Raw genomic sequence first — 24,934 nt, 5'->3', positions numbered from 1 at the left:
CTGGGGCGGGGACTGCCCTGAGGGATGCACCGCCCCCATGTTCGCCTATACCATCAAGCGGCTCCTGACCCTGATCCCGACGCTGTTTGCCGCGTCTGTGCTGGTCTTCGCTTTCATCCACCTCATTCCCGGCGATCCGGTCGCCGTCTTGCTCGGCGACACCGCAACGCCCGAGGAGATCGCTGCGCTTTCGGCCGAAATGGGCCTCGATGAGCCGATCTACATTCAATACGCCTATTGGCTCGGCAATGTGATGCAGGGCGATTTGGGCAGATCCATCTTCTTCCAGGAACCGGTGACCCGCGTCATCGCCGACGGTGCGGAAACCTCGATCCTGCTGGCCCTCATGACCATGGTCTGGATCGTGGTGCTCGGCGTGCCGATCGGGGTAATCGCAGCCACCCGCCATGGCGGCTGGATCGACCAGATCGCTTCGGGTGGCGCCATGTTCGCGGCCTCGATCCCGACCTTCTGGCTTGGTCTCTATCTCATCCTGATCTTCGCGGTGACGCTGGGCTGGCTGCCCAGTTCCGGCTTCCCGTCGGTCTTCGACGATGGCGGTCTGGCCAACCTGCGGTATCTGCTTTTGCCAAGCCTGACGCTGGCCGCCCCCAATTCAGCACTGATCATCCGCCTTGTCCGCGCCTCCATGCTCGACGTGCAGCGCGAGGACCATGTCCGCACCGCCCGCGCCAAGGGGCTGCACCCTGCAAAGGTCGCGCTGAAACACGTCTTCCGTAACGCGCTGGTCGCGGTCGCCGCAGCCTTCGGTTTCACCTTCGCGGCGCTGATCTCGGAGGCCGTCGTCACCGAGACCGTGTTCTCACTGCCCGGCATCGGCCGGCTGGTGGTCGAATCCATCCTGCGGCGGGATTACCCGGTGATCCAGGGTGTCGTGCTGGTGATCGTGTGCCTCTACCTCGTCATCAACCTGATCGTTGACCTCGCCTATGCCTGGCTCGATCCGAGAGTTTCACTGAAATGAGGGTAACGCTGAAATGACCGCTGCTCTCGCTACCTTCAACCAGGTCTTCCGCGGCCGAAGGCTTGCGCTCCTTGGCGTAGGCTGGCTCATCATCGTCGCCATCGCGGTTGTTTTCGCTCCCTGGCTCACTCCGTACGATCCGCTCGAGATCGATCCGGTCGCCCGCCTGACCGCGCCCAATGCCGAGCACTGGTTCGGCACCGACCATTTCGGCCGCGACACCCTCGCCCGCTGCATATATGGCGCCCGCATGGCGCTGTTGATCGGGCTGGGGGCGGTCGTCGTCTCGCTCGTCGGCGGCACGCTGATCGGAATGCTCTCGGCCTATTTCACCCGGCTCGGCCATGTGCTGATGCGGGTGGTCGACGTGGCCATGGCCTTCCCGGCCCTCTTGCTGGCGCTGGTGCTGATGACCATCCTCGACCGTTCGGTGACCAACACCATCTTCGTGATCGGCATCGTCTACACGACCACCACGGCCCGCATCCTGTTCGGCATGACGCTCAAGCTGAAGAACGAGGTGTTTGTCGATGCGGCGGTCGTCACCGGGGCTGGACACCCCTCGGTCCTGTTCAAGCACATCCTGCCCAACCTGATTTCACCGCTGCTGGTGCAGGCGACCTTCATCTTCGCCTTCGCCCAGCTCCAGGCCGCGGCCCTCGACTTTCTCGGCCTCGGCCTGCCACCTGAAATCCCGAGTTGGGGCAACATGCTCGCCGAAAGCCGGGTCTATGTGACCCGCGCCTCCTGGCTTTTGATGTTCCCCGGCGCGCTGATCATCCTCACCGTGTTCTCGATGAACCTTGTCGGTGACGCCCTGCGCGATGCGATCGATCCGCGCTTCAAAGACGATATTGCGGGGGTCTGATGGCACTGCTCGAAGTCGAAAACCTCAGTCTCGCCCTGGCCCTATCCGGCATGCTGAAACCGGTGGTGGACAATATCTCCTTCTCCGTCGATGCGGGCGACACGCTCGGGATCGTCGGGGAATCCGGTTGCGGCAAATCCCTGACCGCGCTGGCGATCATGGGCCTCATCGCCGACAGCCCGATCCGCATCACCGGCGGCGCCATCCGCTTTGAAGGCCGCGACCTGGCGAGCATTTCGGAGGCCGAGCGCCGCGCCCTGATGGGCGACCGCATGGCCATGATCTTCCAGGAGCCGATGACCAGTCTCAACCCGGTCTATCGCATCGGCGACCAGATCACCGAATCCCTTGGTCAGCACCGCAAGCTGAGCAAGAAAGCCGCCCGAGCCCGCGCCGCTGACCTGCTGCGGCAGGTGCGCATCCCCGACCCCGAAGGCCGGCTCGATGCCTATCCGCATCAGCTCTCCGGTGGCATGCGCCAGCGCGTGATGATCGCCATGGCGCTCGCCTGCGACCCGGCCCTGCTGATCGCGGACGAACCGACCACCGCGCTCGATGTGACGGTGCAGGCGCAGATCCTCGACCTGCTTGCGGACCTCCAGGAGGAAACCGGCATGGCCGTCATGTTGATCTCCCACGATCTCGGCGTGATCGCGGAGAACTGCAAGGACGTGGCGGTGATGTATCGCGGCCGGATCGTCGAGGCGGCCTCCGCCGCCGATCTGTTCGCCGCGCCGCGTCACCCCTACACGGTGGGGCTTTTGAACTCGATCCCGGACCCCGATGCCGACAAGGACGATCTCGAGGCGATCCCCGGCCGGGTGCCGACGATTGACGAAGTCATTCCCGGCTGCGCCTTCCATCCGCGTTGTGCCTTCGCACAGGATATCTGCCGCGATGTGCGGCCAGGCGACGCCATCGCTTCGAAAGAGCACACGGCCCTGTGCCACTTCCCCACAGGAGGTGCCGAATGACCGATCCGCTTCTCGATATCCGGGACCTGAAGGTCCATTTCCGCATCGGCAAGAACTGGCCGTTCGGCTCGGGCGTCAAGACGCTCAAGGCCGTCGACGGCATCGACCTGGCCATCGATATGGGCGAAGTGGTCTCGCTCGTCGGTGAATCAGGCTGCGGGAAATCGACCGTTGGCCGCGCCCTCACCCGGCTTGAAGACGCCACCGATGGCGAAGTCCGCTTTAAGGGCAAGAACGTTCTCGATCTCGACCGCAACGGCTTTCGCCCGCTACGCGCCGATATCCAGATGATTTTCCAGGACCCTTTCGCCTCGCTCAATCCGCGCCTGACCATCGAGCAGACCCTTGCCGAGCCCTTGCGCATTCACGGGCTGGCGCACTCGGCCCGAGAGGCGCGGGAGAAGATCGCTAAGGTGCTGCAGCAGGTCGGGCTCGACCCCTCCGTGATGACCCGGCACCCGCACGCCTTTTCCGGCGGGCAGCGCCAGCGCATCGGTATCGCGCGGGTGATGATCCTCTCGCCCAAGCTGGTGATCGCCGACGAACCCGTCTCCGCGCTCGATGTATCGATCCAGGCCCAGGTCCTCAATCTCATCCGCGATCTGCAACGCGAGACCGGGGTAGCGATGCTGTTCATCTCCCACGATCTCGGCGTCGTACGGCACATCTCGGACAGGATCGCGGTGATGTATCTGGGGCGGATCGTCGAGACCGGGCCGAAGTCTGAAATCTTCGCCAACCCGACCCATCCCTATACGCGTCTGTTGCTGCGTTCGATCCCGCGCCCGGTGCCCAACGCTCAGCGCAAACGGCTCGGCGCGACCGGGGAACCGGCCAGCGCCACCAATCCGCCGCCCGGCTGTGCCTTTCACCCACGCTGCCCGCTGGCGACAGAAGTCTGCCGCACCAAGACTCCGCCGCGCATCGATCTCGGTCAGGGTCATATCGCTGCCTGCCATCACACCGATCAACGCGAAGCCGCGCCGGCGGCCTGAGTTCTTCCCGCGCACTGAAAACCCCGGCCAGATGGCCGGGGTTCTTTTTGTCTCAAGTGTTGTGCGCCGTCAGCGTGGCTCGTCCATCAAGCCCTTGATGACCGCGAAACAGGCCAGCAACAGGATGATGGTGAACGGGAAGCCCGTTGACACCGCCATGGCCTGCAAAGCCGTGAGCCCGCCGCCCAGCAACAGGGCGATGGCCACCAGCCCTTCGAAACTGGCCCAGAACACGCGCTGGCTGACCGGCGCATTGACCTTGCCGCCGGCGGTGATGGTGTCGATCACCAGCGAGCCCGAATCCGAGGAGGTGACGAAGAACACAATCACCAGGATGATGGCCACGAACGAGGTGATCTGTGCCAGCGGCAGTTCGGACAACATGCCGAACAGCGACAGTTCGAGCACATAACCGTCGATCACATACTCACGCACCGCGCTTTCCGAATTGGTCAGCACCTGATCGATGGCGGCGCCACCGAAAGCGGACATCCACAACACCGACACCAGCGAGGGGATGATCAACACGCAGGTGATGAATTCGCGCACCGTGCGGCCCCGGCTGACCCGGGCAATGAACATGCCCACAAAAGGCGACCAGGAAATCCACCAGGCCCAGTAAAACGAGGTCCAGCCCTGACGGAAGGCATCATCGGTGCGCCCGAACGGATTGGAGAGCGGAATGATGTCCCGGGCATAGCCCCAAAGGTTCTGGAAGAACCCGGTAATGATGCCGAGCGTCGGCCCCACAAGGATCACGAACAGCAGCAGCACTGCCGCGAGCACCATGTTGATCTCGGAGAGCCGTTTGACCCCTGCATCGAGCCCGGCAACCACCGACAGCAGCGCAATGCCGGTGATCCCGATGATCAGCAGCACCTTGGCGAAATTGCTGTCCGGCATGCCGAACAGGAAGCCGAGGCCGGCACTGGCCTGTTCAGCCCCGATGCCGAGCGAGGTCGCGAGCCCGAACAGGGTCGCAAACACCGCGAGGATATCGATGATGTGACCGGTCCAGCCCCAGATGCGCTCGCCAAAGATCGGGTAGAACATGGAACGCACGCTCAACGGCAAACCCTTGTTGTAAGAGAAAATAGCCAGCGCCAACGCCACGATGGCGTAGATCGCCCAGGGGTGAAGCGCCCAGTGATAAATGGTTGCCGCCATGCCCGCGCTGCGCGCGATCGCCACGTTCTCTTCGATGATCGCGCCGCTTTCGTCGAACAAGGGCGGGATGCCGAGCGGTTGGCTGAGCGCCATGTGATAGACCGGCTCGAGCACGCCATAGAACATCAACCCGATGCCCATGCCGGCGGCGAACAGCATGGCGAACCAGCCCGCATAGCCGAAATCGGGTTTGGCGTCCTTGCCGCCGATCCGCACCTTGCCCAGCGGCGAGACGAGAATCCCCAGCGCCACCAGCACGAAAATGTTGCCCGCAAGCAGGAAGAACCAGTCAAAGGTCGAGGTCAGCCAGCCACGCAGGGCGGTGAACATCGGCTCTGTACTGGACTGGAAAGCGATCGTCAGAACGACGAACAGGACAATGGTTGCCCCCGAGATCAAAAACACCGGGTTATGAATGTCGAGGCCGAACGGCCCGACTTTGGGGGTGATATTGTCCTGGCCGACTTCGTAGTCGGTATCGATGATTTCGGTCGGACCCTCTGGCGCGGGGATGGCTTCGGCATCCGCCTGATCGCCTTGATTGTTTTCTGTCATGGTTTAACTCCTCGCAGCGGATCCGGACGCCCGTCGGCGCGGACCCATGGTCCATATACTCAGCGAATGACGAAGACGGAGATCGGCGCATGCGCAGCAATCGAGCCGCCATGCGCATGCGTCAGCAGGTCCGCGAAATGCGGCACATGCGATGCGATCACGATCACATCGGCCCCGACCTCCGCGGCGGCCTTGATCAGGGTCTTGTCGAGATCGATGGTCGGGTCATGGCTGGCCACGGCCTTGGATTCGATATTGAGCCCCTGCTCGCTGCCCTTGGTTTTGGCAAACACAGCCAGCTTTTCGGCATATTCGGTAGGATTATGGGCGACAGGCGTCGGTGATTCCGCCGTCACGCCCACGAACACGATCTGGCCGTTATAGGCCCGCGCAAGGTCCGCTGCCGCCGAGATCGCCTTTCCAAGCGTATCCCCGTGCTCGAGGTCGACAGGTACCATTATCTTGTTGAACACAATTACCCCCCTCGCGACGAACGCGCTTGGTTTTTGAGGTGTTTGGGAAGTTAAAACGCTAGCACAAAAGGGCTATTTCCGCCATGCCGGCATCCCCGCTTGGGGACAAGTACCTATCCGGCGGCGAATTTCTGCCGCCAGCTCGGCATCACGTCCCCCGGGGCAGCGCTTGCCAGATAGACCGAACGGGCCACCGCCCGGCTGAGACAAACCGCTGCCGCGTGACCGATATCGATGGCATCGACAATCGGATCGCCAAGCGGACGGGCGCCGGTCGAAACCGCGAAAACCAGGTCGCCATCGACCGGGGTATGCGAGGGGCTGATGGCCCGGGCTATGCCGTCCTGCGCCGCAACCGCCATGCGCTTGGCCTGTGCCTTGGTCAGCTTCGCATCGGTCGCGACAATTGCAATGGCGGTATTCGAGGGACCGAAATCATCGACCAGATGCCGCTTGGTCATGGCCGCCTGAGCCTGCGATATCCGGTCCGCCGGCGCGCCGAGGCCCCCGAACTCCGCGTCGATCTCGAAGGAATTGGCCCAGAAATGCGGCCCGTCGCCCATGGTCACCGTGCCGGTGGGATTGGCCGCGATCAGCGCCCCGACCGTCACCCCGCTTTCGAGTAAGAGTGAAGCCGAGCCGAGCCCGCCCTTGAGCCCCGCGGTCAGCGCGCCTGTGCCCGCACCCGCCGTCCCGAGGGCAAAATCCACGCCCGCGTTTTCGAGCGCCTGAGCGCCCATCTCGCGATAGGGGTTCTCGCCCCAGCTCTTGTCGCCACCATTGATCAGATCGAAAATGATCGCCGCCGGCACGATGGGGATCGTGGCCGGGCCAATGGTGAAGCCGCGCCCTTTTTTGACAAGGCCATCCACAACGCCCGAGGCGGCATCAAGCCCGAATGCGGAACCGCCGGCGAGTACCAGCGCGTCGATGCTTTCCACCATGCGGTCGGGATCGAGCAGATCGGTCTCGCGCGTGCCCGGCGAGCCACCCATCACATCGACCGAGGCGACGAAGGGCTTGTCCCCCACCAGCACGGTCACTCCCGTCTTGATGCCGTGATGCTCGGCATTACCGACATAGAGCCCGTCGATATCGGTGATCAGATTGCGGGGACCGGGACGCATAGGACCTCTTCGGAGCGTTAGTGGTAATGACGGGCGCGCGCTTCGCTGGCCTCGTCGAGCAGGCCGAGTTTTTCGTAAACACCGGCCAGCATCCGATTGAGCGGCACCCCGTCGGGATCGAAGCGGCGCCGGCTTTCGAGCATTTGCTGGGCGGTGACGAAGTTCCCGGCCTTGATATGCGCATCGAGCAGCACCTGGGCGAACAGATCGCGCTGGGCGTGACTGCCGCCGACCTCCATCATGCGCGGCATGGCAAGGCTCAGTTGCGCCACTGCTTCTTCCATCTCTCCGCGCGCATGCGCGCGCAACCCGCGGCAGGCAGGCAATGCCACATGCTGCCAGGCCACGCGCTCGAATGGCGCAGCAGCGGCGGCGCGCGCCTCGACCGCCTGCATCAGCGTGTCGGCTTCGCCCCGCTCGGCTTTGGCAAGGCCATAGAGATATTGCATGGTCATGAACGGCGCGAGCGTATCTGTCGCCCGCGGCACGAGCCGTTCTCCGAGCGCCGACCAGCGGTCGCCGACATCGAACCCGGCAAACTCCATGCGCGCCAGAAGCGAGACAGCACCGATCTGATCCTCCGCATAATCCTGGTCGCAGGCCCAGCAATGCCGGTCATAGGCCCCCAGCACCCCGGCCTTGTCGCCGAGCGAGATCATGAACAGCGCCCGGTGCCACCAATTATGCGTGTACATGAAGGAATTGAGCCCTTCCCACCCTGCCGAAGCCGCTTCGAGAAAGGCCGCGCCTTCCTTCACCCGGCCCTCGGTCAGCATCACATGGGCGATGGCATGCTGCGCCCAGGGCTCCCTTTCGGTCAATTCAAGCGCCTGGCGGGCAGCACTTTCGGCGCGGTCGAGAAAATGACATTCCTCATAGCCAAAAGCGAGCATGCCCAGAAGGTGGGGATCGTCGGGGTTGGCCGGCAGCGCCTTGCGCGCCACACGCAGCATCGCAGGCGCATCCCCCCGCCCGAAATTGAGCGTCTGATGCAGTTTGAGCGCCGCCAGATCGCGGGGATAGGCCTCGATGATCTCGTCGCCAATCGCCAGCGCCTTGGGCACATCGCCTTCGACCCAGGCTTCCAGCATGGCGATATTCATCCGCTCGCGCGCATTGGCGTTGGCCTCGGCGTTGCGAGCCCGGTCGAGCCAATAGCGGGCATCTGCATCACAACCGGGTACGCAGGCAAACATGTTGAGAATGCCGGCATAGACCTGCGCCAGCGCCGCCTCGGGATCGGCCTCTGCAGCGGCCAGCACATTCAGCGCGCGTGTTTCATAGCCCAGGAACCCCTCGACAAAATCACTCACCCCGGCCAGCGTCGATTCACTGCCCGAACTGACTTCATTGCCGCGTCCGTCCTGTGCCATCATGCGGTTTCTCTCACCCGGTAAACACCTTATGCCGCATCTTAAAACGCATTCCGCTTCCGTCCACTACGATCTGGTTGGCGAAGGCCCGCCAATCATCGCGCTGGCCGGCATCGCCAGCGATGGCGCCAGTTGGGCCCCGCTTCTGCCCTATCTCGAAAACCGGCACCGCATGGTCCTCGTCGACAACCGCGCTTCGGGCCAGACCACCGATGCGGGTGGCACCATCGATTTTGCCGATTACGCCGCCGACGCCTTGGCCGTAATGGACGAACTTGGGTTTGAAAGCGCCGACATTCTCGGTCACTCCATGGGCGGCGGCATTGCCGTGCAGATCGCCGCGAGACATCCGGAGCGCGTCCGTCGCCTCGCCATCATCGCCAGCGCGCCGGAAGTACCGCCCAAGGCGCTGAGCCTGATGCGAACCCTGGTTCAACTCGACGAGACCGGGATCGACAGGACGGTCTGGTTCAAGCTGCTCTATCAATTCCTCTTCGCCCCGCCCTTCTTCGACGACCCGGCGCGGGTCGAAACCGCCGCCGCCTCCTCGCTCAAATACAAGCACCTGCAGTCCCGCGCGGACTTCGCCCGCCAGGTCGCGGCGCTGACCACCGCCGCACCGGTCGACATGGGAGCAATGAGCATGCCTACGCTCGGCCTGGCTGGCGGTGCGGACATCCTCATTACGCCGGACACAATGCACACCGCCTTCTCCCGCCACCCGGATTTTGCCTTTGAGATCATCGAGGGCGCCGGTCACGCGGTGCATTGGGACGCGCCGAGACGGGTCGCCCGGGCGGTCGAGGCGTTTTTCAAGGACTAGATGCACCGCCCGCCATCGACTTCCATGGCGACCCCGGTGATCATCGAAGCCTCGTCCGAGCACAGGAAACAGGCTGCGTTGCCCATGTCCTCCGGGGTCGAAAACCGTCCGATGGGTATGGTCGAGAGAAACTTGGCACGCACTTCCGGCGTGTCCTCGCCCATGAAGCTCTTAAGGAGCGGGGTTTCGCCCGCCACCGGGTTGATGGCATTGACGCGCACGCCCAGCGGCGCCAGTTCCACCGCCATCGATTTGGTCGCGGTGATCATCCAGCCCTTGGAAGCGTTGTACCAAGAGAGGCGCGGGCGCGGGCTGACCCCGGCGGTCGAGGCGACATTGAGGATCGCGCCAGCCTTGTTTGCCTTCATATGCGGGACGAGATGCCGGGCGGTGAGGTAGACCGACTTCACATTGACCGCCAGCACCCGGTCGAAATCCTCTTCAGAGATCTCGTCGAGCGGCGCCGGCAGATGCGTCACCCCGGCATTGTTGACGAGGATATCGACGCGGCCGAATGCCATGATCGCATGCGCGGCCATGCTCGAAACGCTGCCATCATTGGAGACATCGACCGCCTGCCCCACCGCGCCATTGCCCAGTTCCTCGGCGAGCGCCGCGGCGCCTTCGGCATTGATATCGGCGACCATCACCCGCGCGCCTTCGGCGGCGAACTTCTTCGCGATCCCCGCCCCAAAGCCCGAGGCGCCGCCGGTCACGATGGCATTTTTTCCTTCAAGTCTCATGTCGTTGCCTCTTCACTCGGCACTAATCAGAGCCCTCATGGTGAGCTTGTCCAACCACGAGGGCGATTGCGTTCAAACCGCATCCTTCAACACGCTCAGGATGAGGTTTGTTATGCTGGCGCTTCACCCGTGATGCGCGGCGACAGTCTTGAGCGTCGAAAAGCCGTAGAGTGCTTCGAAGCCCTTTTCCCGTCCATGGCCGGACTTGCCGACCCCGCCAAAGGGCAGCTCCACCCCGCCCCCGGCGCCGTAATTGTTGATGAACACCTGGCCCGAATGGATGGCTTTGGCGAGACGCATCTGCCGCCCGCCATTCTCGGTCCATACCCCGGCCACCAGCCCGTATTGGGTGCCGTTGGCGATGGCGACGGCTTCATCCTCGTCGGCAAACGGGATCATCACCTGGGCGGGACCAAAAATCTCGTCCTGCGCGAGCCGGTGATCGGCACCGACCCCGGCGATCAGGGTCGGCGCTACGTAATGTCCCCCCGCCGGCGCATCGGCGACGATCTCGCCGCGCGCGGCGATCTCGCCGGCGCTGGCCATGCCGAGAAAGCCCTCGACGATCTCTTTCTGGCCGGCCGAGATCAGCGGCCCGACATCGAGATCATCGGCAGCGGGTCCGACCCGAAGCGCGGCATAGCGCGCCGCCATGGCATCGCGGACCTCGTCGAACCGGGACCGGTGCACCAGAATGCGCGAAGAGGCAGAACAGGTCTGGCCCGCGTTCTGGATGCCCGCGTTGACGAGGAAGGGCAGCGCTTTGTCGAGATCGGCGTCCTCGAAGAACAGTTGCGGTGACTTTCCGCCCAATTCCAGGGTGACGGGCACCACATTCGCTGCCGCCGAGGCCTGGATGAGTGACCCGACCCCGACCGAACCGGTGAAGGAGATGTGATTGATGCCGGCATGGCCCGACAGCGCCGCCCCCGCCTCTTCGCCAAGCCCCGGCACCACATTCAGAGCCCCCTTGGGCAGCCCTGCCTCCTCGGCGATGGCGGCAAAGGCCAGCGCGGTCAGGCAGGCCTCTTCGGCGGGCTTGAGCACCGCCGCGTTGCCCATGGTCAGCGCCGCGCCGACCGAGCGCCCGATGATCTGCATCGGATAGTTCCAGGGAATGATATGCGCTGTTACCCCATGCGGTTCGCGCAGCGTGTAGACGGTATAGCCATCGAGATAGGGAATGGTCTCCCCATGGATCTTGTCCGCGGCCCCGCCATAGAATTCGAGATAGCGCGCGAGCGCCACCGCGTCGGCCCGGGCCTGCTTGAGCGGCTTGCCTACATCCTGCGCCTCGATAGCGGCAAGATCGTCGACGCGCTCGGCAACCTTGCGTCCGATGGCGGCCAGCAGCCGCCCACGCTCGGCGGCAGGCATCCTGCCCCACTCGCCTGAGAGTGCTTCGCGTGCCGCGCCCACAGCGGCATCGATATCCGCTGCGGTGCCCCGGGCAATCTCGCCGATCACCGACCCGTCTGACGGGTTCTCAAGCGGCAGCGTGCCCCCGCCGGATGGAGAAATCCATTGGCCGGCGATGAAACATTTGGTGGGATCGAACCAGAGATCGGGCAAGAGATCGGGCATGGCAGTATCGCTATTCGGCTGGGGCGGCGGCAGCGGCTTCGCGCGCCGCCAGCGCCTGTTCGAGATTGGGCGCCGCCTCGATCAGCGTGCGCGTATAGGGGTGCTGAGGATTGGTGAAGACCTCGAGCGTGTCCCCCGCTTCTACGATCTCGCCCGACTTCATCACCAGCACCCTGTCGGTGATGGCGCGGACGACGGTGAGATCGTGCGAGATGAACAGATAGGAGAGCTGCAGCCGGTCCGAGAGGTCGGCCAGCAGATCGAGAATCTGGGCCCGCACCGACACATCGAGCGCGGATACCGCCTCATCGAGCACGATCAGCGAGGGATGGATGATCAGCGCCCGTGCAATGGCGATACGCTGGCGCTGCCCGCCGGAAAATTCATGGACATATTTGTCGGCATCAGCCGCCGACAACCCGACATTGACGAGCGCTTCCTCGACCGCCTTGCGCCGGGCCGCCCCCTTCGGCGCCTCGCTGCCAAGCAGATGGAACGGCTCGGCCACCAGCCGGTCGACCCGGTGACGGGGATTGAACGAGCCATAGGGGTCCTGGAACACCACCTGCATCTTGCGCCTTGCCGCGAGGCTGGCGCCCTTGTCGGTGGTGACCGGCTCGCCTTCGATGCGGATCACGCCGCCCTGGGTCGCCTCGAGCGCCATGATCGCGCGCGACAATGTCGATTTCCCGCAGCCGCTTTCGCCAACCAGCCCCACATTTTCCCCCTTGCGGATGGTGAGACTGACCGAATTGACAGCGCGGAAATGCCCGGCCGGACGAAAGAAGGACGTGCGCGGCAGCTTGTAGTCGCGGATGACGTCCTTAACCTCGAGCACCGGAACCGCCCCCGCACCGCCTGTGGGTGGCACGCGCGCCGGCTGGTGGCTCGAAGCCTCGAACAGCGCCCGGGTATAGGGATGCTTCATCGCCCGGAACAGTGCGACGGTTTCCCCGGCCTCGACCACTTCGCCGTCTTTCATGATGACGATCTTGTCGGCAATGTCGGCCACCACCGCGAGGTCATGGGTGATCAGCATCAGCCCCATGCCGTCTTCATCCACCAGCCGCTTCAGGAGAGTCAGGATCTGTGCCTGGGTGGTGACATCGAGCGCTGTCGTCGGTTCGTCGGCGATCAACAGACGCGGCCGCAGCGCAATGGCCATGGCGATCACCACCCGTTGGCGCTGTCCGCCCGACAGCTCGTGCGGATAGCGGCTGAGCGGGAACCGGTCACCGGGCAGTTCGACGCGATCGAGGGTTTCCCGGGCAATGCGCATCGCCTCGGCTTTCGACGCCTTGCCATGCACCATGACGGTTTCGGCCACCTGCTCGCCGATGGTCTTGACCGGGTTGAGCGCGGTCATCGGCTCCTGGAAGATCATGCCGATATCGTCGCCACGAATGGCGCACATCTCCGCTTCGCTGTGAGCGAGGATATTGTCGCCATCGAGCGCGATGACGCCGCCTGTCTCCGACCCGCGGGGTAGAAGCTGCATGATCGACAGGGCTGTCATGGATTTGCCGGAGCCGCTTTCCCCGATCACCCCGAGAATTTCCCCCGCATCGACCGCCAGATCGATATCGCGGAGGATCTCCGTGCCCGATATCGAAAGGCACAGGTCCTTGACGGCGAGAAGGCTCATGTCCGGCTCCGCCGCAATTTGGGATCGAGCACATCGCGCAACCCGTCGCCCATGAGGTTGAGGCCGAGCACAGTGAGCACGATCGCAAAGCCGGGCACCAGCGCCAGATGCGGGGCGATGCTGATCAGCGTCTGGGCGTCGGCCAGCATCTTGCCCCAGCTGGGAATGGGTGGCTGCGCGCCGAGACCGACATAGGAAAGCGCCGCCTCGGCCAGGATGCCGAGCGAGAACTGGATGGTGCCCTGCACGATCAACAGGTTGAGAATGTTGGGCAGGATATGCTCGACCGAAATCAGTACCGGTCCCTTGCCCGATACCCGCGCCGCCATCACGAACTCGCGGGTCCACAGGGTGAGCGCGGCCCCGCGCGCCAGCCGCGCAAAGACAGGAATGTTAAAAATGCCGATGGCAATGATCGCGTTGACCGCCCCCGGGCCGGAAATGGCCGTGATCATGATCGCGATCAGCAGCGCTGGGAACGCAAAAACAAGATCGTTGGCGCGCATGATGACTTCATCGAGCAGGGAGCCGCGGTTCGCCGCGGCCAGCAGCCCCAAAGGCACACCGAGCCCGATGCCGATCCCGACCGCCACGAAGGCCACCGCGATCGAGGTACGTGCACCCACCATGATCATCGACAGCGTGTCGCGGCCGAAATGATCCGAGCCGAGGAAATGCGCCGGATCGAAGAGCGGACGGAACCGCGTCGCGATGCTCTGTGCCGCCGGGTCATAGGGCGTCCACACGAACGAGATCAGCGCCAGCGCCACGAACAGCCCGGTCAGAAGCTCACCGGCAACAAAGCTCGGAGACCTCAAGGCCGCGCGCCAGAACCCTCTATCGGGGGCGTCATGCAGGGCGGTATCGGTCATCGTGCCCGCCTTAGCCGGGGATCGGCAATCGCATAGGTGATATCGACGATGAAGGTGACAAGGATCACCGCGAAAACAAGGATCATGACAACGGATTTGACAACGATCAGATCGCGCGAAGTGATGGCCTGGAACACCAGGCGTCCAAGCCCGGGGAGGAAGAACACATTCTCGATGATGATCGCCCCGGCCAGAAGGAACGAGAATTGCAGTCCGATAATGGTCAGCACCGGGATCAAGGCGTTTCTGAGCGCATGCCGCCAAAGCGCCTGTCGGCGGCTGAGTCCCTTGGCGCGGGCCGAGCGCACATAGTCTTCGGACAGGGTATCGAGCAGGGAAGAGCGCATCACCCGCGCCAGGATCGAGGCCTGGGGAAGCGCCAGCGCAATCGCGGGCAGCGTCAGCGCCTTCATCGATATCCAGAAGCCTTCATCCCATCCCGGAAAACCGCCCGCCGAGAACCATCGAAGCGTGACCGCGAAGAACAGCACCAGCAGCATGGCGAACCAGAAATTGGGCACGGCAACCCCGAGCTGAGTTGCGCCCATAATACCGAGATCGGCCGGCGAATTTCGTTTGGCCGCTGCAATGATGCCGACGGGAAAGGCAATCAGGGTTGAGAGCGTGAGCGCATAAATGGCCAGCGGCAGGGACACCCAGAGCCGGTCGGCAACGAGATCGGCCACTGGCACTTTATAGGCATAGCTGATGCCGAATTCGCCCTGCAAAAGGCCGAGCACCCAAACGAAATAGCGTTCGATCGGCGGTCCTTCGAGACCGAGCGCCTGCCTGAGATTGGCCGCGGCCTCTGGCGTTGCGTTCAGCCCCAGCATGAAAGAGGCCGGATCACCCGGCACGATTTCAAGCAGAAAGAACACAACGAAGCTGGCGACGATCAGGCTCAGCGTGAGCGAGACGAACCGTCTTGCAAGATATACTGACATCAGCCGCTGCCGGAGAGAGTGGACGGGCGGAAGGTTTTCCGCCCGTCAGATGCTTTTATTCGGACCAATAGACGTCGGTCAGATCGGTCGCCTGGGTGGGGGCGTTCTCCCACATGCCTTCGAGCTTGGCATCCATCACGCCGACCTTGGCCAGTTCGAACAGAAAACCGACGACATAGTCTTCGGCAATCTGGCGCTGGGCCTGCTTGAGCAGTTCGGAGCGCTTCTCCGGATCGGAGGTCACGCTGAGCTCCTCATAGATCGCGGTGAAGGCGTCATTGTCATAGGCGTGATAGTAATCGTCGCGCGCGAACAGGCCGATATCGTTCGGTTCCGTATGCGAGACGATCGTCAGGTCGTAGGAGAACTCGGCCGGGCAGCTGCCGTCATAGCTCGGCGGTGCATCCCCCTCGCCTTCCGCACCCGGGCAAGGCGCCGGGAAGAAGACCTCGGGGCTCAGCCACTGGGCCCATTCCACATTGATGACCTCGACATCGATCCCGACCGCACGAAGCTCTTCGGCGATGATTTCGCCACCGCGTCGCGCATAGGGAGCGGGCGGCAGATGCAGGGTCAAGGAGATGTCCTCGGCCCCGGCCTCGGCCAGAAGCTCACGGCTCTTCTCTGGATCGTAGGCGGACAAATCGGTCAGATCCACATAGTCCGGATGCGTCGGCGGCCAGAAGGTGCCGATGGGCACGCCATAGCCGAACATCGCCCCGTCGATCACATCCTGCCGGTTGATGGCATGGGCAATCGCCTCGCGCACCCGCACATCGTCGAGCGGGGGCTTGGAGTTGTTCATGGTGAGAATGGTCTCGCCTTCCGTGGCGCCCACGATCACCTTGAAGCGCGGATCGTTCTCGAGCATCGAGACGGTTTCAGGCGCCGGGAAGTTCGGGAAGGCATCGATATCGCCCGCCTGCAGCGCGGCCATGGCGGCGGTCGGGTCGCTGATATAGCGGAATGTAGCCGATTCGAGCTTGGCCGGTTCGCCCCAATAACCGTCATAGCGGCCGATTTCGATCGAATCGCCGGGCCGGCGCTCGACGAATTCGAACGGTCCGGTACCGACCGGATCGGTTGCGTTGGTGTCAGCGGTCTCGGGCGCCACGATCACCGCATCGCCCCAGCCCAGGTTGTAGATCATGTTGCCGTTCGGCTTCGACAGCGTGACCTCAACGGTCAGCGGGTCGACAACCTCGACGCTGGCGATATCCGCATAAAGCCCCTTCTGGGCATTCAGCGATCCTTCGGCATTGATCCGATCGAGCGAGAACTTGACGTCTTCCGCATCCATGGTGCTGCCATCATGGAAGGTGACGCCATCATGCAGATGGAAGGTGTAGGTCAGCCCGTCCTCGGAAATGTCCCAGCTCTCGGCCAGGGCCGGCACCACCGACCCGTCGGAGGCGATCTGGGTCAGCCCCTCGAAGATATTGGCATAGACCACTTCATCCACCGCTGCCGCGGCCTCGGCCGTTGGATCGAGGCTGGGCGGCTCAAGCACCAGCCCGATATTGACGTCGGTGCGCTGCGCCATGGCAGGACCGAGCGCGAGAGCCAGCGCAAGCCCGCTCATCGCTGCAATTCTTATTGTTCTTCCAGTCATTTAAGACCTCCCCATATTGCCGGCAGCATCCCGCCACATCTGAGCGGCACCGCCCGAGCGACAGTGTCCAGACGATAGTGTCTATGACGCCGTCAAAAGCTCCGTAAGCGCCAGGGCCATCACCTTGGCGCTGTCCACCATATCATCGATTCCGACATATTCATCAGGCTGGTGGGCCAGATCGAGAATACCTGGTCCGTAAGCAATGCAATTGTGCATCCGCCCTATCCGGTCGATGTGCTTCTGGTCATATGTGCCGGGCGAAACGACATAATCCGGCGCCCGCCCGAACACGGTTTGCACAGCCCTGGCGACCGAGGTCACGACAGGTGCGTCATGATCGGTCATGGTCGGGCTGACTTGCCACAACTCCTTGAGTTCGTAGCTGAAATTCTCGCGTTGCGATTTCACCCGCTCCAGCAGCTCGACGATCTCGCCTTTCACCTCATCGGCCGATTCTTCGATGAGGTAGCGCCGGTCGATGACCATGCGCGCGCTGTCCGGCACAACGGCTGCCGGAAAACCTGTGAACCCTTCCTCGGGCTCGGCCATCCCGCCATGGAAGGAATTGATGTTCATCGTCGATTGCCGCGCCCCTTCGGGCACCACCGGCATGGCGGTATGCTTTTGCGCCAGCGCCGGGAACAGGCTCTGTTCCATCTCGCTCAGGACTGCTCCCATATGCCGGACGGCGCAATCGCCCAGGAAAGGCATCGAGCCATGGGCGATATGGCCGCGGGTTTCGATCTCGGCCCACCACACCCCGCGATGACCAAGACACACCCGATCCTTGTTAAGCGGTTCGGGAATAATGACGTGCTGCACGCGTTCGGGGGTGAAATAGCCCTGTTCGGCGAGATAGGCCACCCCGCCATAGCCTCCCGTCTCCTCGTCCGCGGTGCCTGAAATCTCGATGGCCCCGGCATAATCCGGATGGACCTCGATAAAAGCTTCGGCAGCGATGATCGAGGCGGCGAGGCCCCCTTTCATGTCGCATGAACCACGCCCGTAGATCTTGCCGTCCTTCACTTCCCCGCCAAACGGGTCGGTGGTCCAGCCGTGGCCGACTTCGACCACGTCGATATGGGAATTGAAGTGGACACACTGGCCCGGATGCGCGCCGTCGCGCCGGGCAATGATGTTCCAGCGTGGATATTTCTCGCTGTCCCCGGGCGTGCCAAACCCCCGGATCAGCTGGGTTTCGAACCCGAGCGGCTTCAGCCGCCGGTCGAGATATTCGCAAGCTTCCAGATAGGCCTCACCCGGCGGATTGAGGGTCGGAATACGGATAAGGTCCTGGGTCAGCGCGACAAGATCGTCGCGGCGTTTTTCGATTGCCTCGAACAGAACCGATTGACCGGAATGGTCCATATACGCGTTGCCTCGCTCGCGGGCGCCACAAAAGGCGGTGCCCGAGCCTTGAAGTCTCGCGCGGGGCGGCGCTAAATCGCAATCCGGTGAAACTACGGGAATACCTGATGGACGCGGACCGGTTCGGTCAGAACCAGAACCTGCAAGGGCTTGATGTGCTCGCTTTCGAGCATGCGCCGATCGGCATCGTCCTGACCGAAGACCGGATCATCAGGGCCTGCAATCGCGCCTTTGCGGAGATGTTCGGCTTTGAGAGAGACGAGTTGATCGACCAGTCCTTCCGCATGCTCTATCCCTCCAACAAGGAATTCGAGGCAATCCGCGAAGTCGGCTTCGAAGCCCTGCGCGAGACCGGCCGCTACGCCGATGAGCGGGTGATGCCACGGCGCGACGGCACATTGTTCTGGTGCCGGGTGCGGGTGACGACCTTCTTCCCCGACGAGCCGCTCAAGCGCGTGATTCTGACCTTTGCCGATATTTCCGAGACCCGGCCCGATATCGCGCTGACGCTGAGGGAACGCCAGATCGTCAACGGGCTTGCACAGGGCAAGACCAGCAAGGAAATCGGCCGCGACCTCGATATCTCCCCGCGCACGGTCGAAGAACACCGCGCCCGTCTGCTCGCCAAATTCGAGGTCCGCAACGTGGCCGGTCTTGTCGCCCGGCTCACGGGCTATCAGGGTTAGGCGCGCTCACCGCCGATCAGAGCTTCGAGCGTTTCGACGTGCCGGGCAACAGCATCCGGGTCGCCGCGGGTTTCCACATTCAAACGCAGCAGCGGCTCGGTGTTGGAGGCCCGAACGTTGAACCGCCAGTCGGGAAAGGCTGCGCTGAATCCGTCCATGCGGTCGATGGCCGGGTGGTCGCCGGCGTAATGTGCCTCGATGCGTTCAAGGACTTCGACGGTATCCACCACGCGGAAGTTGATCTCCCCGCTGCAGGGGAACGCCGCCATCCGCGCGTCGACGAGCTCGGCGAGGGTTTTACCGGTTCGCCCCATCAATTCGGTGACCAAAAGCCAGGGGATCATGCCGCTGTCGCAATAGCCGAATTCGCGGAAATAGTGATGCGCGCTCATCTCGCCGCCATAAATGGCGTCGGCCTGGCGCATTGCCTGTTTCATGAAGGCGTGGCCGGTCGGGCTCTGAACCGGCTTTCCGCCCGCCGCTTCGACCTGGGCGACCGTGTTCCAGGTCAGCCTGGGGTCGTGAACGACAGGTGCGCCGGGGGTTTTGGTCAAAAGGCTCTCGGCCAGGAGCCCGACAAGATAATAGCCTTCGATGAAGCGCCCGGTCTCATCGAAGAAGAAGCAACGGTCGAAATCGCCGTCCCAGGCAATCCCGAGATCAGCTTTAAAGGCGCGCACCGCTCCGGCCGTCAGATCGCGCATCGTCGGCAGCAGTGGATTGGGCACACCATTGGGGAAGTCACCGTCCGGTTCACCATTGATGAGCTCGATGGAAAACGGCAGATGCGGTCGGAGAAGCTCGACGACCGGACCCGCACAACCATTGCCCGGGTCTGCCACCAGCTTGAGCCAGGGCAGATGCGCGACATCCACATAGCCGAGCAGATGAGCGATATAGTCCGATTTGTCAGCGTGATGGCGCAGGACGCCGGGCGTGTCCGCCAGCGGCAGGTCGACCGCCTCGATCCGAGCACGGATCGCGCCGAGCCCGGTATCGCGCCCGATGGGCCGTGCGCCGCGGCCAACGAACTTCATGCCATTGTGGCCCTTGGGATTGTGGCTGGCGGTCACCATGATGCCGCCATCGACACCGGCCGCTTCCCGCGAAAAGGCCGCGAAATAGACCTCTTCTGTGCCGCACAGCCCGATATCGAGCACATCGGCGCCACCCGCCACCAGCCCCTCTGCAAGGGCGGTGGCGAGCTCTTCGCTTTCATGCCGGATGTCGCGGCCGATCACCACCTGGCGGGCCTTGAATTCGGCGACATAGGCCAGCCCGATGGCGCGGGCGAGATCGGTATCGAGCGCTTCGGGAACCGGCCCGCGCACGTCGTAGGATTTGAAGGCAGAAAGGTTCATGCTTCTGCCATAGCTGCCCGCCGGACCGGGAGCAAGGCGCCTTGTCTCAGAGCACCACCGAATGCTCGCCCATCCCGTCAGGCTGGCTTATTTGTCGACCTTGGCGGCCTTTTCCTCGTCATACCACCACACCGAGGGGAACCCGATCGAGAATTCGGGCAGCGTATCGGGGTGGGAGAAGCGGTCCCATCGCGCAATGCGCTCGTCGCTCGCCGCATAGCTCGGCACCACGATGTGATGCGCCAGCAGGACACGGTCGAGTGCCCGGGTCGCCGCCACGAGCGTCTCGCGGTCATCGGCGAAGATCACCTTGTCGATCAGCGCATCGACCCCCGGATCGGTCAGCTTGGCGAGATTGAAGGTCCCGTCGACATCCGCAGATTGGGAGCCCCAGAAGCGGCGCTGCTCGTTGCCCGGCGAGAGTGACTGCCGCAGGCCGTAATAGACCACGTCGTAATCCTTGGAGATCAGCCGGTTCACATATTGCGAACTGTCGAGGCTGCGCACGGAGCCCGCAATCCCGATCCGTTCGAGATTGTCGAGCCAGGACAGCGCCACCGGCTCGATGGTCGGGCCGCTCAGGATCACTTCGAAGCTGAGCTGTTCCCCGTTTTCATCGACCAGCCGGTTACCATCCAGCGTGTAGCCCGCCTCGGCCAGCAGATCGAGCGCGATCCGCAGATTGGCCCGCAGATTGGTCGGGCTGCCATTGACCGGGTTTTCGAATGGCGTGGTGAACACCTTCTCCGGGATCAGGTCGCGCACCGATTCAAGGATCTCCAGTTCTTCGCCTTCCGGCAAGCCCGAAGAAGCAAGTTCCGTGGGAAAGAAGAACGAATCCACCCGCTCATACTCCCCGAAGAACAGGTCACGCTGCAGCGTCTCGAAATCAAAGGCGTAGTTGAGCGCTTCGCGCACCTTCACATCATCGAAGGGCGGGCGCTTGGTGTTGAGGATGAACCCCACCATCACCCCTTCGTCGCGCATCGGATTCTCAAACCGCTCGCGCACGATCCTGCCCTGGTTCACGGCCGGAAAGTCATAGGCCTGGGCCCAGCGCTGGGCCCGGTTCTCCGACCACCAGTCGAACTCGTCACCCTTGAACGCTTCGAACATCACTGTGCCGTCGCGGAACTCCTCATAGGTGATGGTGTCGAAATTGTTGTGCCCGATATTGACCGGCAGATCCTCGCCCCAATAGTCCTCGACCCGCTCATAGGTGATCGTGCGGCCAGCGACGAAGTCCTTGATCCGGTAGGGGCCCGACCCAAGCGGCGGCTCGAGGGTCGAGGCGCCAAGATCGCGCGGTTCGCCATCGGGTCCATTCGCTTCCCACCAATGTTTCGGAAGGATCGGCATCTGCCCCATGATCTGCGGCAGTTCGCGATTGCCCGTTGAATCGAAGCTGAACGTCACGTCCCTGTCGCCGGTGATCTCCACCGCGCTGACATTCTCGTAATAGGCCGCAAGGTTGGGGTTGAGCTCGGTCGCCTTGTTGAACGACCAGACAATGTCATCGACCGTGATCGGCACACCGTCATGCCAGGTGGCGTCCGGGCGCAGCCGGTAGGTCACCGACGAGAAATCCTCGGGATAGGTGAAGGCTTCCGCCAACGCGACGTAATAGGTCGAAACCTCGTCCATCGAAGGCGTCAGGAGCGTGTCGTAGATCAGCCCCAGCCCCGGCGCGGTCTCTCCCTTGGCCGGCACCGTGTTGAAGCTGTCGAAGCTGCCGAGCGAAGACAGCCGAACGTTGCCGCCTTTCGGTGCGTCGGGATTGACGTAGTCGAAATGCGCGAAACCCTCGGGGTATTTGGCCTCGCCAACAAGCGAGGTGGACTTGTGCCACACCCTGTCGTCCCCGGCATCCTGCGCCAGCGCCGCCGGCACCAGGGTCAGCGCCATCAGCGCCGCAACCGCGCCACCACCAAGCCATTTGAGGTACATCGTCGCCTCCCGTTTTCCGTTTGGGGTCATTCTAGTGTCAAAGCCGGCAGACTTGTGAACACCGTTATGTGTCCACCCCGGCGCCCGTGCTTTCCAGCGCCGCCGCCAGCAGCGTGCGGGTGTATTCCTGTTTAGGGTCGGCAAAGATCGCTTCGGTCTCACCGCTTTCGACGACCCTGCCATCCTTCATGATGATCATTTCGCTGGCCAGCGCCCTGACCACCGCCAGATCATGCGAGATGAACAAATAGCTCAGCCCGTGCTCGCGCTGCAGGCGCTCCAGCAGCGTGACGATCTGCGCCTGCACGGTCTTGTCGAGCGCCGAAGTCGGCTCGTCGAGCACCAGCAGTTCCGGCTCGAGCACAAGCGCCCGGGCGATGGCGATTCGCTGGCGCTGGCCGCCCGAGAATTCATGTGGGTAACGGAACCGGATTTGCGGATCGAGTCCCACCTCTTTCAACGACTTGACCACCCGATCCTCGATTGTCTCGGGAGCAAGCCCCCGCCGGTGCACAGAAAGCCCTTCGGCAATGATCTCGGCAATGGTCATGCGCGGGCTCAACGACCCGAACGGATCCTGGAACACGATCTGCATGTCTGCCCGCAAAGGCCGCATCGCCTTGCGGCTCAACCCGTCGATCCGGCGGTCTCTGAACAGGATCTCGCCCTTGGAGGACACAAGCCGCAACAAGGCGAGTCCCAAGGTGGATTTGCCCGAGCCCGACTCTCCCACAACGCCGAGCGTCTGCCCCTTGCGCAGGGTGAGATCGACGCCATCCACCCCTTTGATATGCCCGACCACCCGGCGGAACACGCCGCGCTTGACCGGGAACCAGACCTTGAGATCACGCGCCTCGACCAGGGGTTCTGCGCGGCGGTCCGCGGGTGGCGCTGTGGCGATCGGCCGGGCCGCGAGGAGGCGCTTGGTGTAGTCCTCGCGTGGCTGCGCCAAGACCTCGGCGACGGCGCCCTGCTCCACCAGTTCACCGTCTTTCATCACCGCGATCCGGTCAGCCATGTGCCGGACGATGCCGAGATCATGGGTGATGAACAGGATCGCCATGCCGCGGCGGGCCTGGATATCCTTGAGGAGCGCGAGGATCTGGGCCTGAACCGTCACATCAAGCGAGGTCGTTGGTTCGTCCGCGATCAGAAGGCGCGGCCTGTTCGCCAGTGCCATCGCGATCATCACGCGCTGGCGCTGTCCGCCCGACAATTGATGCGGGAACGAATTGAGCCGCTCCTCGGGATTGGCAATGCCCACTTCATCGAGCAAGGCGAGGATTTCCCGCCGGCGCGCCGCTCCACTCAGCCCGCGATGCAGGGACAGCGCTTCCCCGATCTGCCGCTCGACCGTATGCAGCGGATTGAGCGAGGACATCGGCTCCTGGAAGATCATGGCGATCCCGTTGCCCCGCAATCCGCGCAGCACGCGCTCGGGTGCCGTCATCAGGTCCTGGCCTTCAAACACAATCGAGCCCGATGGATGCCGCGCTTGCGGATAAGGCAGCAATCTCAGGATCGACAGCGCGGTCACGGATTTGCCGGATCCCGACTCCCCGACCAGCGCCAGGGTTTCGCCCGGCGCAATGGTGAAATCCACATGCCGCACTGCCGGGGTGACTCGGGGTCCCTCGACGAAGTCGACGCATAGATCGCGGACCTCCAGCAAAGGCGTGGCGCCGGTGCTCATGTGAAGCTCGCCCGTGGATCGAAGGCGTCGCGCACGGCCTCGCCGACAAACACCAGCAGGGACAGCATGACAGCGATCACCATGAAGCCGGTCACGCCGAGCCAGGGCGCCTGGATATTCTGCTTGCCCTGCGCCAGCAGTTCGCCAAGCGAAGGCGATCCCGGCGGCAGGCCGAAACCGAGGAAATCAAGTGAAGCAAGCGTGGCGACGGACCCGGCCAGAATGAAGGGCATGAACGTCAGCGTGGCGACCATCGCATTGGGCAGCAGGTGGCGCACCATGATCACCGCATTGGAGACCCCCAACGCCCGCGCCGCATTGATGAACTCGAAATTGCGGCCGCGCAGGAATTCTGCACGCACCACCCCGACCAGTGCCACCCAGGAGAACAGGAGCAATATCCCCAACAGCACGAAGAAGCTCGGGGCGATCACGCTCGATATGATCAGCAGCAGATAGAGCGAGGGTATCGCCGTCCAGATCTCGATCAGCCTTTGCGCGATCAGGTCGATCCAGCCGCCGAAATAGCCCTGAACGGCACCGGCAGCGACCCCGATGATCGAGGAAAAGACAGTCAGCGTCAGCCCGAACAGCATGGAGAGCCGGAAGCCGTAGATCAGCCGCGCCAGCACATCGTGACCCGATATGTCGGTGCCCAGCCAATGCATATTGCCCCAATGGCAGTCCGGGTCATCCACGCCTTGCGCATAACGCTGACAGCTCTCGGCACGGCTCTGCAGCCAGAACGGCGGGTTAGGTGCGGGACCGGGCAAGGCATTGTCGGGCGTACGATAGGAATAGCGGATCGGCGGCCAGATGGCCCAGCCATTCGCCTCGATCTCATCCTTGATGAAATCCTCGCGATAGTCGGGTGTCGCGAGGAAACCGCCGAACTTGGATTCGGGATAATCGACAAAGGCCGGGAACAGCAATTCGCCCTTGTAGGACGCCAAGATCGGGCGGTCATTGGCAATGATCTCGGCGAACAGCGACAGCACGAAAACGACCATCAGCAGGACGAAACAGAAAAATCCCCGCCGGTTGGCGCGAAACCGGTGCAGACGCCGCATCGCGATGGGCGACAGGCCGAACGGTGTTGATGGGTGCTGCTTGCCGGCTTGCGCTTGATCCGTCAT

Annotated in this window: 21 protein-coding genes; 6 read left to right on the top strand and 15 right to left on the bottom strand. The window is 63.2% G+C overall.

The window, feature by feature from the left end; all coding sequences use genetic code 11:
- Positions 1-37 precede the first annotated feature (37 nt).
- From G489_RS0104315 to G489_RS0104300, 4 genes are read left to right on the top strand one after another with little or no spacing between them, the layout of a single operon-like run.
- Positions 38-985: an ABC transporter permease gene (locus tag G489_RS0104315; protein WP_029040491.1), complete on the top strand. Its 948-nt coding sequence runs from the start codon at positions 38-40 to the stop codon at positions 983-985.
- A 13-nt stretch (positions 986-998) separates the two neighbouring features.
- Positions 999-1,853, top strand: a complete 855-nt coding sequence (locus tag G489_RS0104310; protein ID WP_029040490.1) for an ABC transporter permease — start codon at positions 999-1,001, stop codon at positions 1,851-1,853.
- The gene (locus G489_RS0104305; protein WP_029040489.1) at positions 1,853-2,827 is read left to right on the top strand and encodes an oligopeptide/dipeptide ABC transporter ATP-binding protein; all 975 of its coding nucleotides are present in this window, start codon (positions 1,853-1,855) and stop codon (positions 2,825-2,827) included. The genes G489_RS0104310 and G489_RS0104305 overlap by 1 nt, the downstream gene beginning before the upstream one ends.
- The gene (locus G489_RS0104300; RefSeq protein ID WP_029040488.1) at positions 2,824-3,822 is read left to right on the top strand and encodes an ABC transporter ATP-binding protein; all 999 of its coding nucleotides are present in this window, start codon (positions 2,824-2,826) and stop codon (positions 3,820-3,822) included. Before G489_RS0104305 ends, G489_RS0104300 begins: the two co-directional genes overlap by 4 nt.
- A gap of 69 nt (positions 3,823-3,891) precedes the next feature.
- Here the strand turns inward: G489_RS0104300 and G489_RS0104295 are convergent, their stop codons facing one another.
- The 4 genes from G489_RS0104295 to G489_RS0104280 form a co-directional block, all read right to left on the bottom strand.
- The gene (locus G489_RS0104295; RefSeq protein WP_035871464.1) at positions 3,892-5,544 is read right to left on the bottom strand and encodes a BCCT family transporter; all 1,653 of its coding nucleotides are present in this window, start codon (positions 5,542-5,544) and stop codon (positions 3,892-3,894) included.
- Between the two features lie 59 nt (positions 5,545-5,603).
- Positions 5,604-6,017, bottom strand: a complete 414-nt coding sequence (locus G489_RS0104290) for a universal stress protein (protein ID WP_029040486.1) — start codon at positions 6,015-6,017, stop codon at positions 5,604-5,606.
- Positions 6,018-6,130: 113 nt separating this feature from the next.
- Complete coding sequence (locus tag G489_RS0104285; protein ID WP_029040485.1) at positions 6,131-7,144, bottom strand: P1 family peptidase; 1,014 nt, start codon at positions 7,142-7,144, stop codon at positions 6,131-6,133.
- A 17-nt stretch (positions 7,145-7,161) separates the two neighbouring features.
- The gene (locus G489_RS0104280) at positions 7,162-8,520 is read right to left on the bottom strand and encodes a tetratricopeptide repeat protein (protein ID WP_210162568.1); all 1,359 of its coding nucleotides are present in this window, start codon (positions 8,518-8,520) and stop codon (positions 7,162-7,164) included.
- Positions 8,521-8,548: 28 nt separating this feature from the next.
- Between G489_RS0104280 and G489_RS0104275 the strand changes: the two genes are divergently transcribed.
- The gene (locus G489_RS0104275; protein ID WP_029040483.1) at positions 8,549-9,340 is read left to right on the top strand and encodes an alpha/beta fold hydrolase; all 792 of its coding nucleotides are present in this window, start codon (positions 8,549-8,551) and stop codon (positions 9,338-9,340) included.
- Here the strand turns inward: G489_RS0104275 and G489_RS0104270 are convergent.
- The 7 genes from G489_RS0104270 to G489_RS0104240 form a co-directional block, all read right to left on the bottom strand.
- A complete protein-coding gene (locus G489_RS0104270; protein ID WP_029040482.1) occupies positions 9,337-10,083 on the bottom strand; it encodes an SDR family oxidoreductase in 747 nt (248 codons plus the stop codon). The genes G489_RS0104275 and G489_RS0104270 overlap by 4 nt on opposite strands.
- 123 nt (positions 10,084-10,206) lie before the next feature.
- Positions 10,207-11,667 carry an aldehyde dehydrogenase family protein gene (locus G489_RS0104265; RefSeq protein WP_029040481.1) on the bottom strand — a complete coding sequence of 487 codons (1,461 nt, stop codon included), beginning with the start codon at positions 11,665-11,667 and terminating at the stop codon, positions 10,207-10,209.
- Positions 11,668-11,677: 10 nt separating this feature from the next.
- Positions 11,678-13,312 carry an ABC transporter ATP-binding protein gene (locus G489_RS0104260; protein ID WP_029040480.1) on the bottom strand — a complete coding sequence of 545 codons (1,635 nt, stop codon included), beginning with the start codon at positions 13,310-13,312 and terminating at the stop codon, positions 11,678-11,680.
- Complete coding sequence (locus G489_RS0104255) at positions 13,309-14,184, bottom strand: ABC transporter permease (protein WP_051332300.1); 876 nt, start codon at positions 14,182-14,184, stop codon at positions 13,309-13,311. The genes G489_RS0104260 and G489_RS0104255 overlap by 4 nt, the downstream gene beginning before the upstream one ends.
- Positions 14,181-15,128, bottom strand: a complete 948-nt coding sequence (locus G489_RS0104250; RefSeq protein ID WP_029040478.1) for an ABC transporter permease — start codon at positions 15,126-15,128, stop codon at positions 14,181-14,183. Before G489_RS0104250 ends, G489_RS0104255 begins: the two co-directional genes overlap by 4 nt.
- A gap of 55 nt (positions 15,129-15,183) precedes the next feature.
- Positions 15,184-16,740 carry an ABC transporter substrate-binding protein gene (locus tag G489_RS0104245; RefSeq protein WP_029040477.1) on the bottom strand — a complete coding sequence of 519 codons (1,557 nt, stop codon included), beginning with the start codon at positions 16,738-16,740 and terminating at the stop codon, positions 15,184-15,186.
- 81 nt (positions 16,741-16,821) lie between these two features.
- Positions 16,822-18,111, bottom strand: a complete 1,290-nt coding sequence (locus tag G489_RS0104240; protein WP_035871461.1) for an acetylornithine deacetylase/succinyl-diaminopimelate desuccinylase family protein — start codon at positions 18,109-18,111, stop codon at positions 16,822-16,824.
- Positions 18,112-18,218: 107 nt separating this feature from the next.
- Between G489_RS0104240 and G489_RS22710 the strand changes: the two genes are divergently transcribed.
- Positions 18,219-18,797 (top strand): PAS and helix-turn-helix domain-containing protein, encoded by a 579-nt coding sequence (locus G489_RS22710; RefSeq protein ID WP_051332299.1) that lies wholly within the window; start codon positions 18,219-18,221, stop codon positions 18,795-18,797.
- Here the strand turns inward: G489_RS22710 and G489_RS0104230 are convergent.
- From G489_RS0104230 to G489_RS0104215, 4 genes are all read right to left on the bottom strand, one after another.
- Entirely contained in the window at positions 18,794-20,158 is a 1,365-nt protein-coding gene (locus G489_RS0104230; RefSeq protein WP_029040474.1) for a phosphohexomutase domain-containing protein, read from the bottom strand. The two genes, G489_RS22710 and G489_RS0104230, sit on opposite strands and share 4 nt — an antisense overlap.
- A gap of 87 nt (positions 20,159-20,245) precedes the next feature.
- The gene (locus G489_RS0104225; protein WP_029040473.1) at positions 20,246-22,105 is read right to left on the bottom strand and encodes an extracellular solute-binding protein; all 1,860 of its coding nucleotides are present in this window, start codon (positions 22,103-22,105) and stop codon (positions 20,246-20,248) included.
- Between the two features lie 64 nt (positions 22,106-22,169).
- On the bottom strand, positions 22,170-23,798 hold the full coding sequence (locus G489_RS0104220; protein ID WP_029040472.1) for an ABC transporter ATP-binding protein: 1,629 nt from the start codon (positions 23,796-23,798) through the stop codon (positions 22,170-22,172).
- Complete coding sequence (locus G489_RS0104215) at positions 23,795-24,934, bottom strand: ABC transporter permease (RefSeq protein ID WP_029040471.1); 1,140 nt, start codon at positions 24,932-24,934, stop codon at positions 23,795-23,797. Before G489_RS0104215 ends, G489_RS0104220 begins: the two co-directional genes overlap by 4 nt.

The sequence above is a fragment of the Cucumibacter marinus DSM 18995 genome, assembly GCF_000429865.1.
In the GTDB taxonomy this organism is placed as follows: domain Bacteria; phylum Pseudomonadota; class Alphaproteobacteria; order Rhizobiales; family Devosiaceae; genus Cucumibacter; species Cucumibacter marinus.
This window is presented reverse-complemented; position numbering and strand designations above follow the sequence as displayed.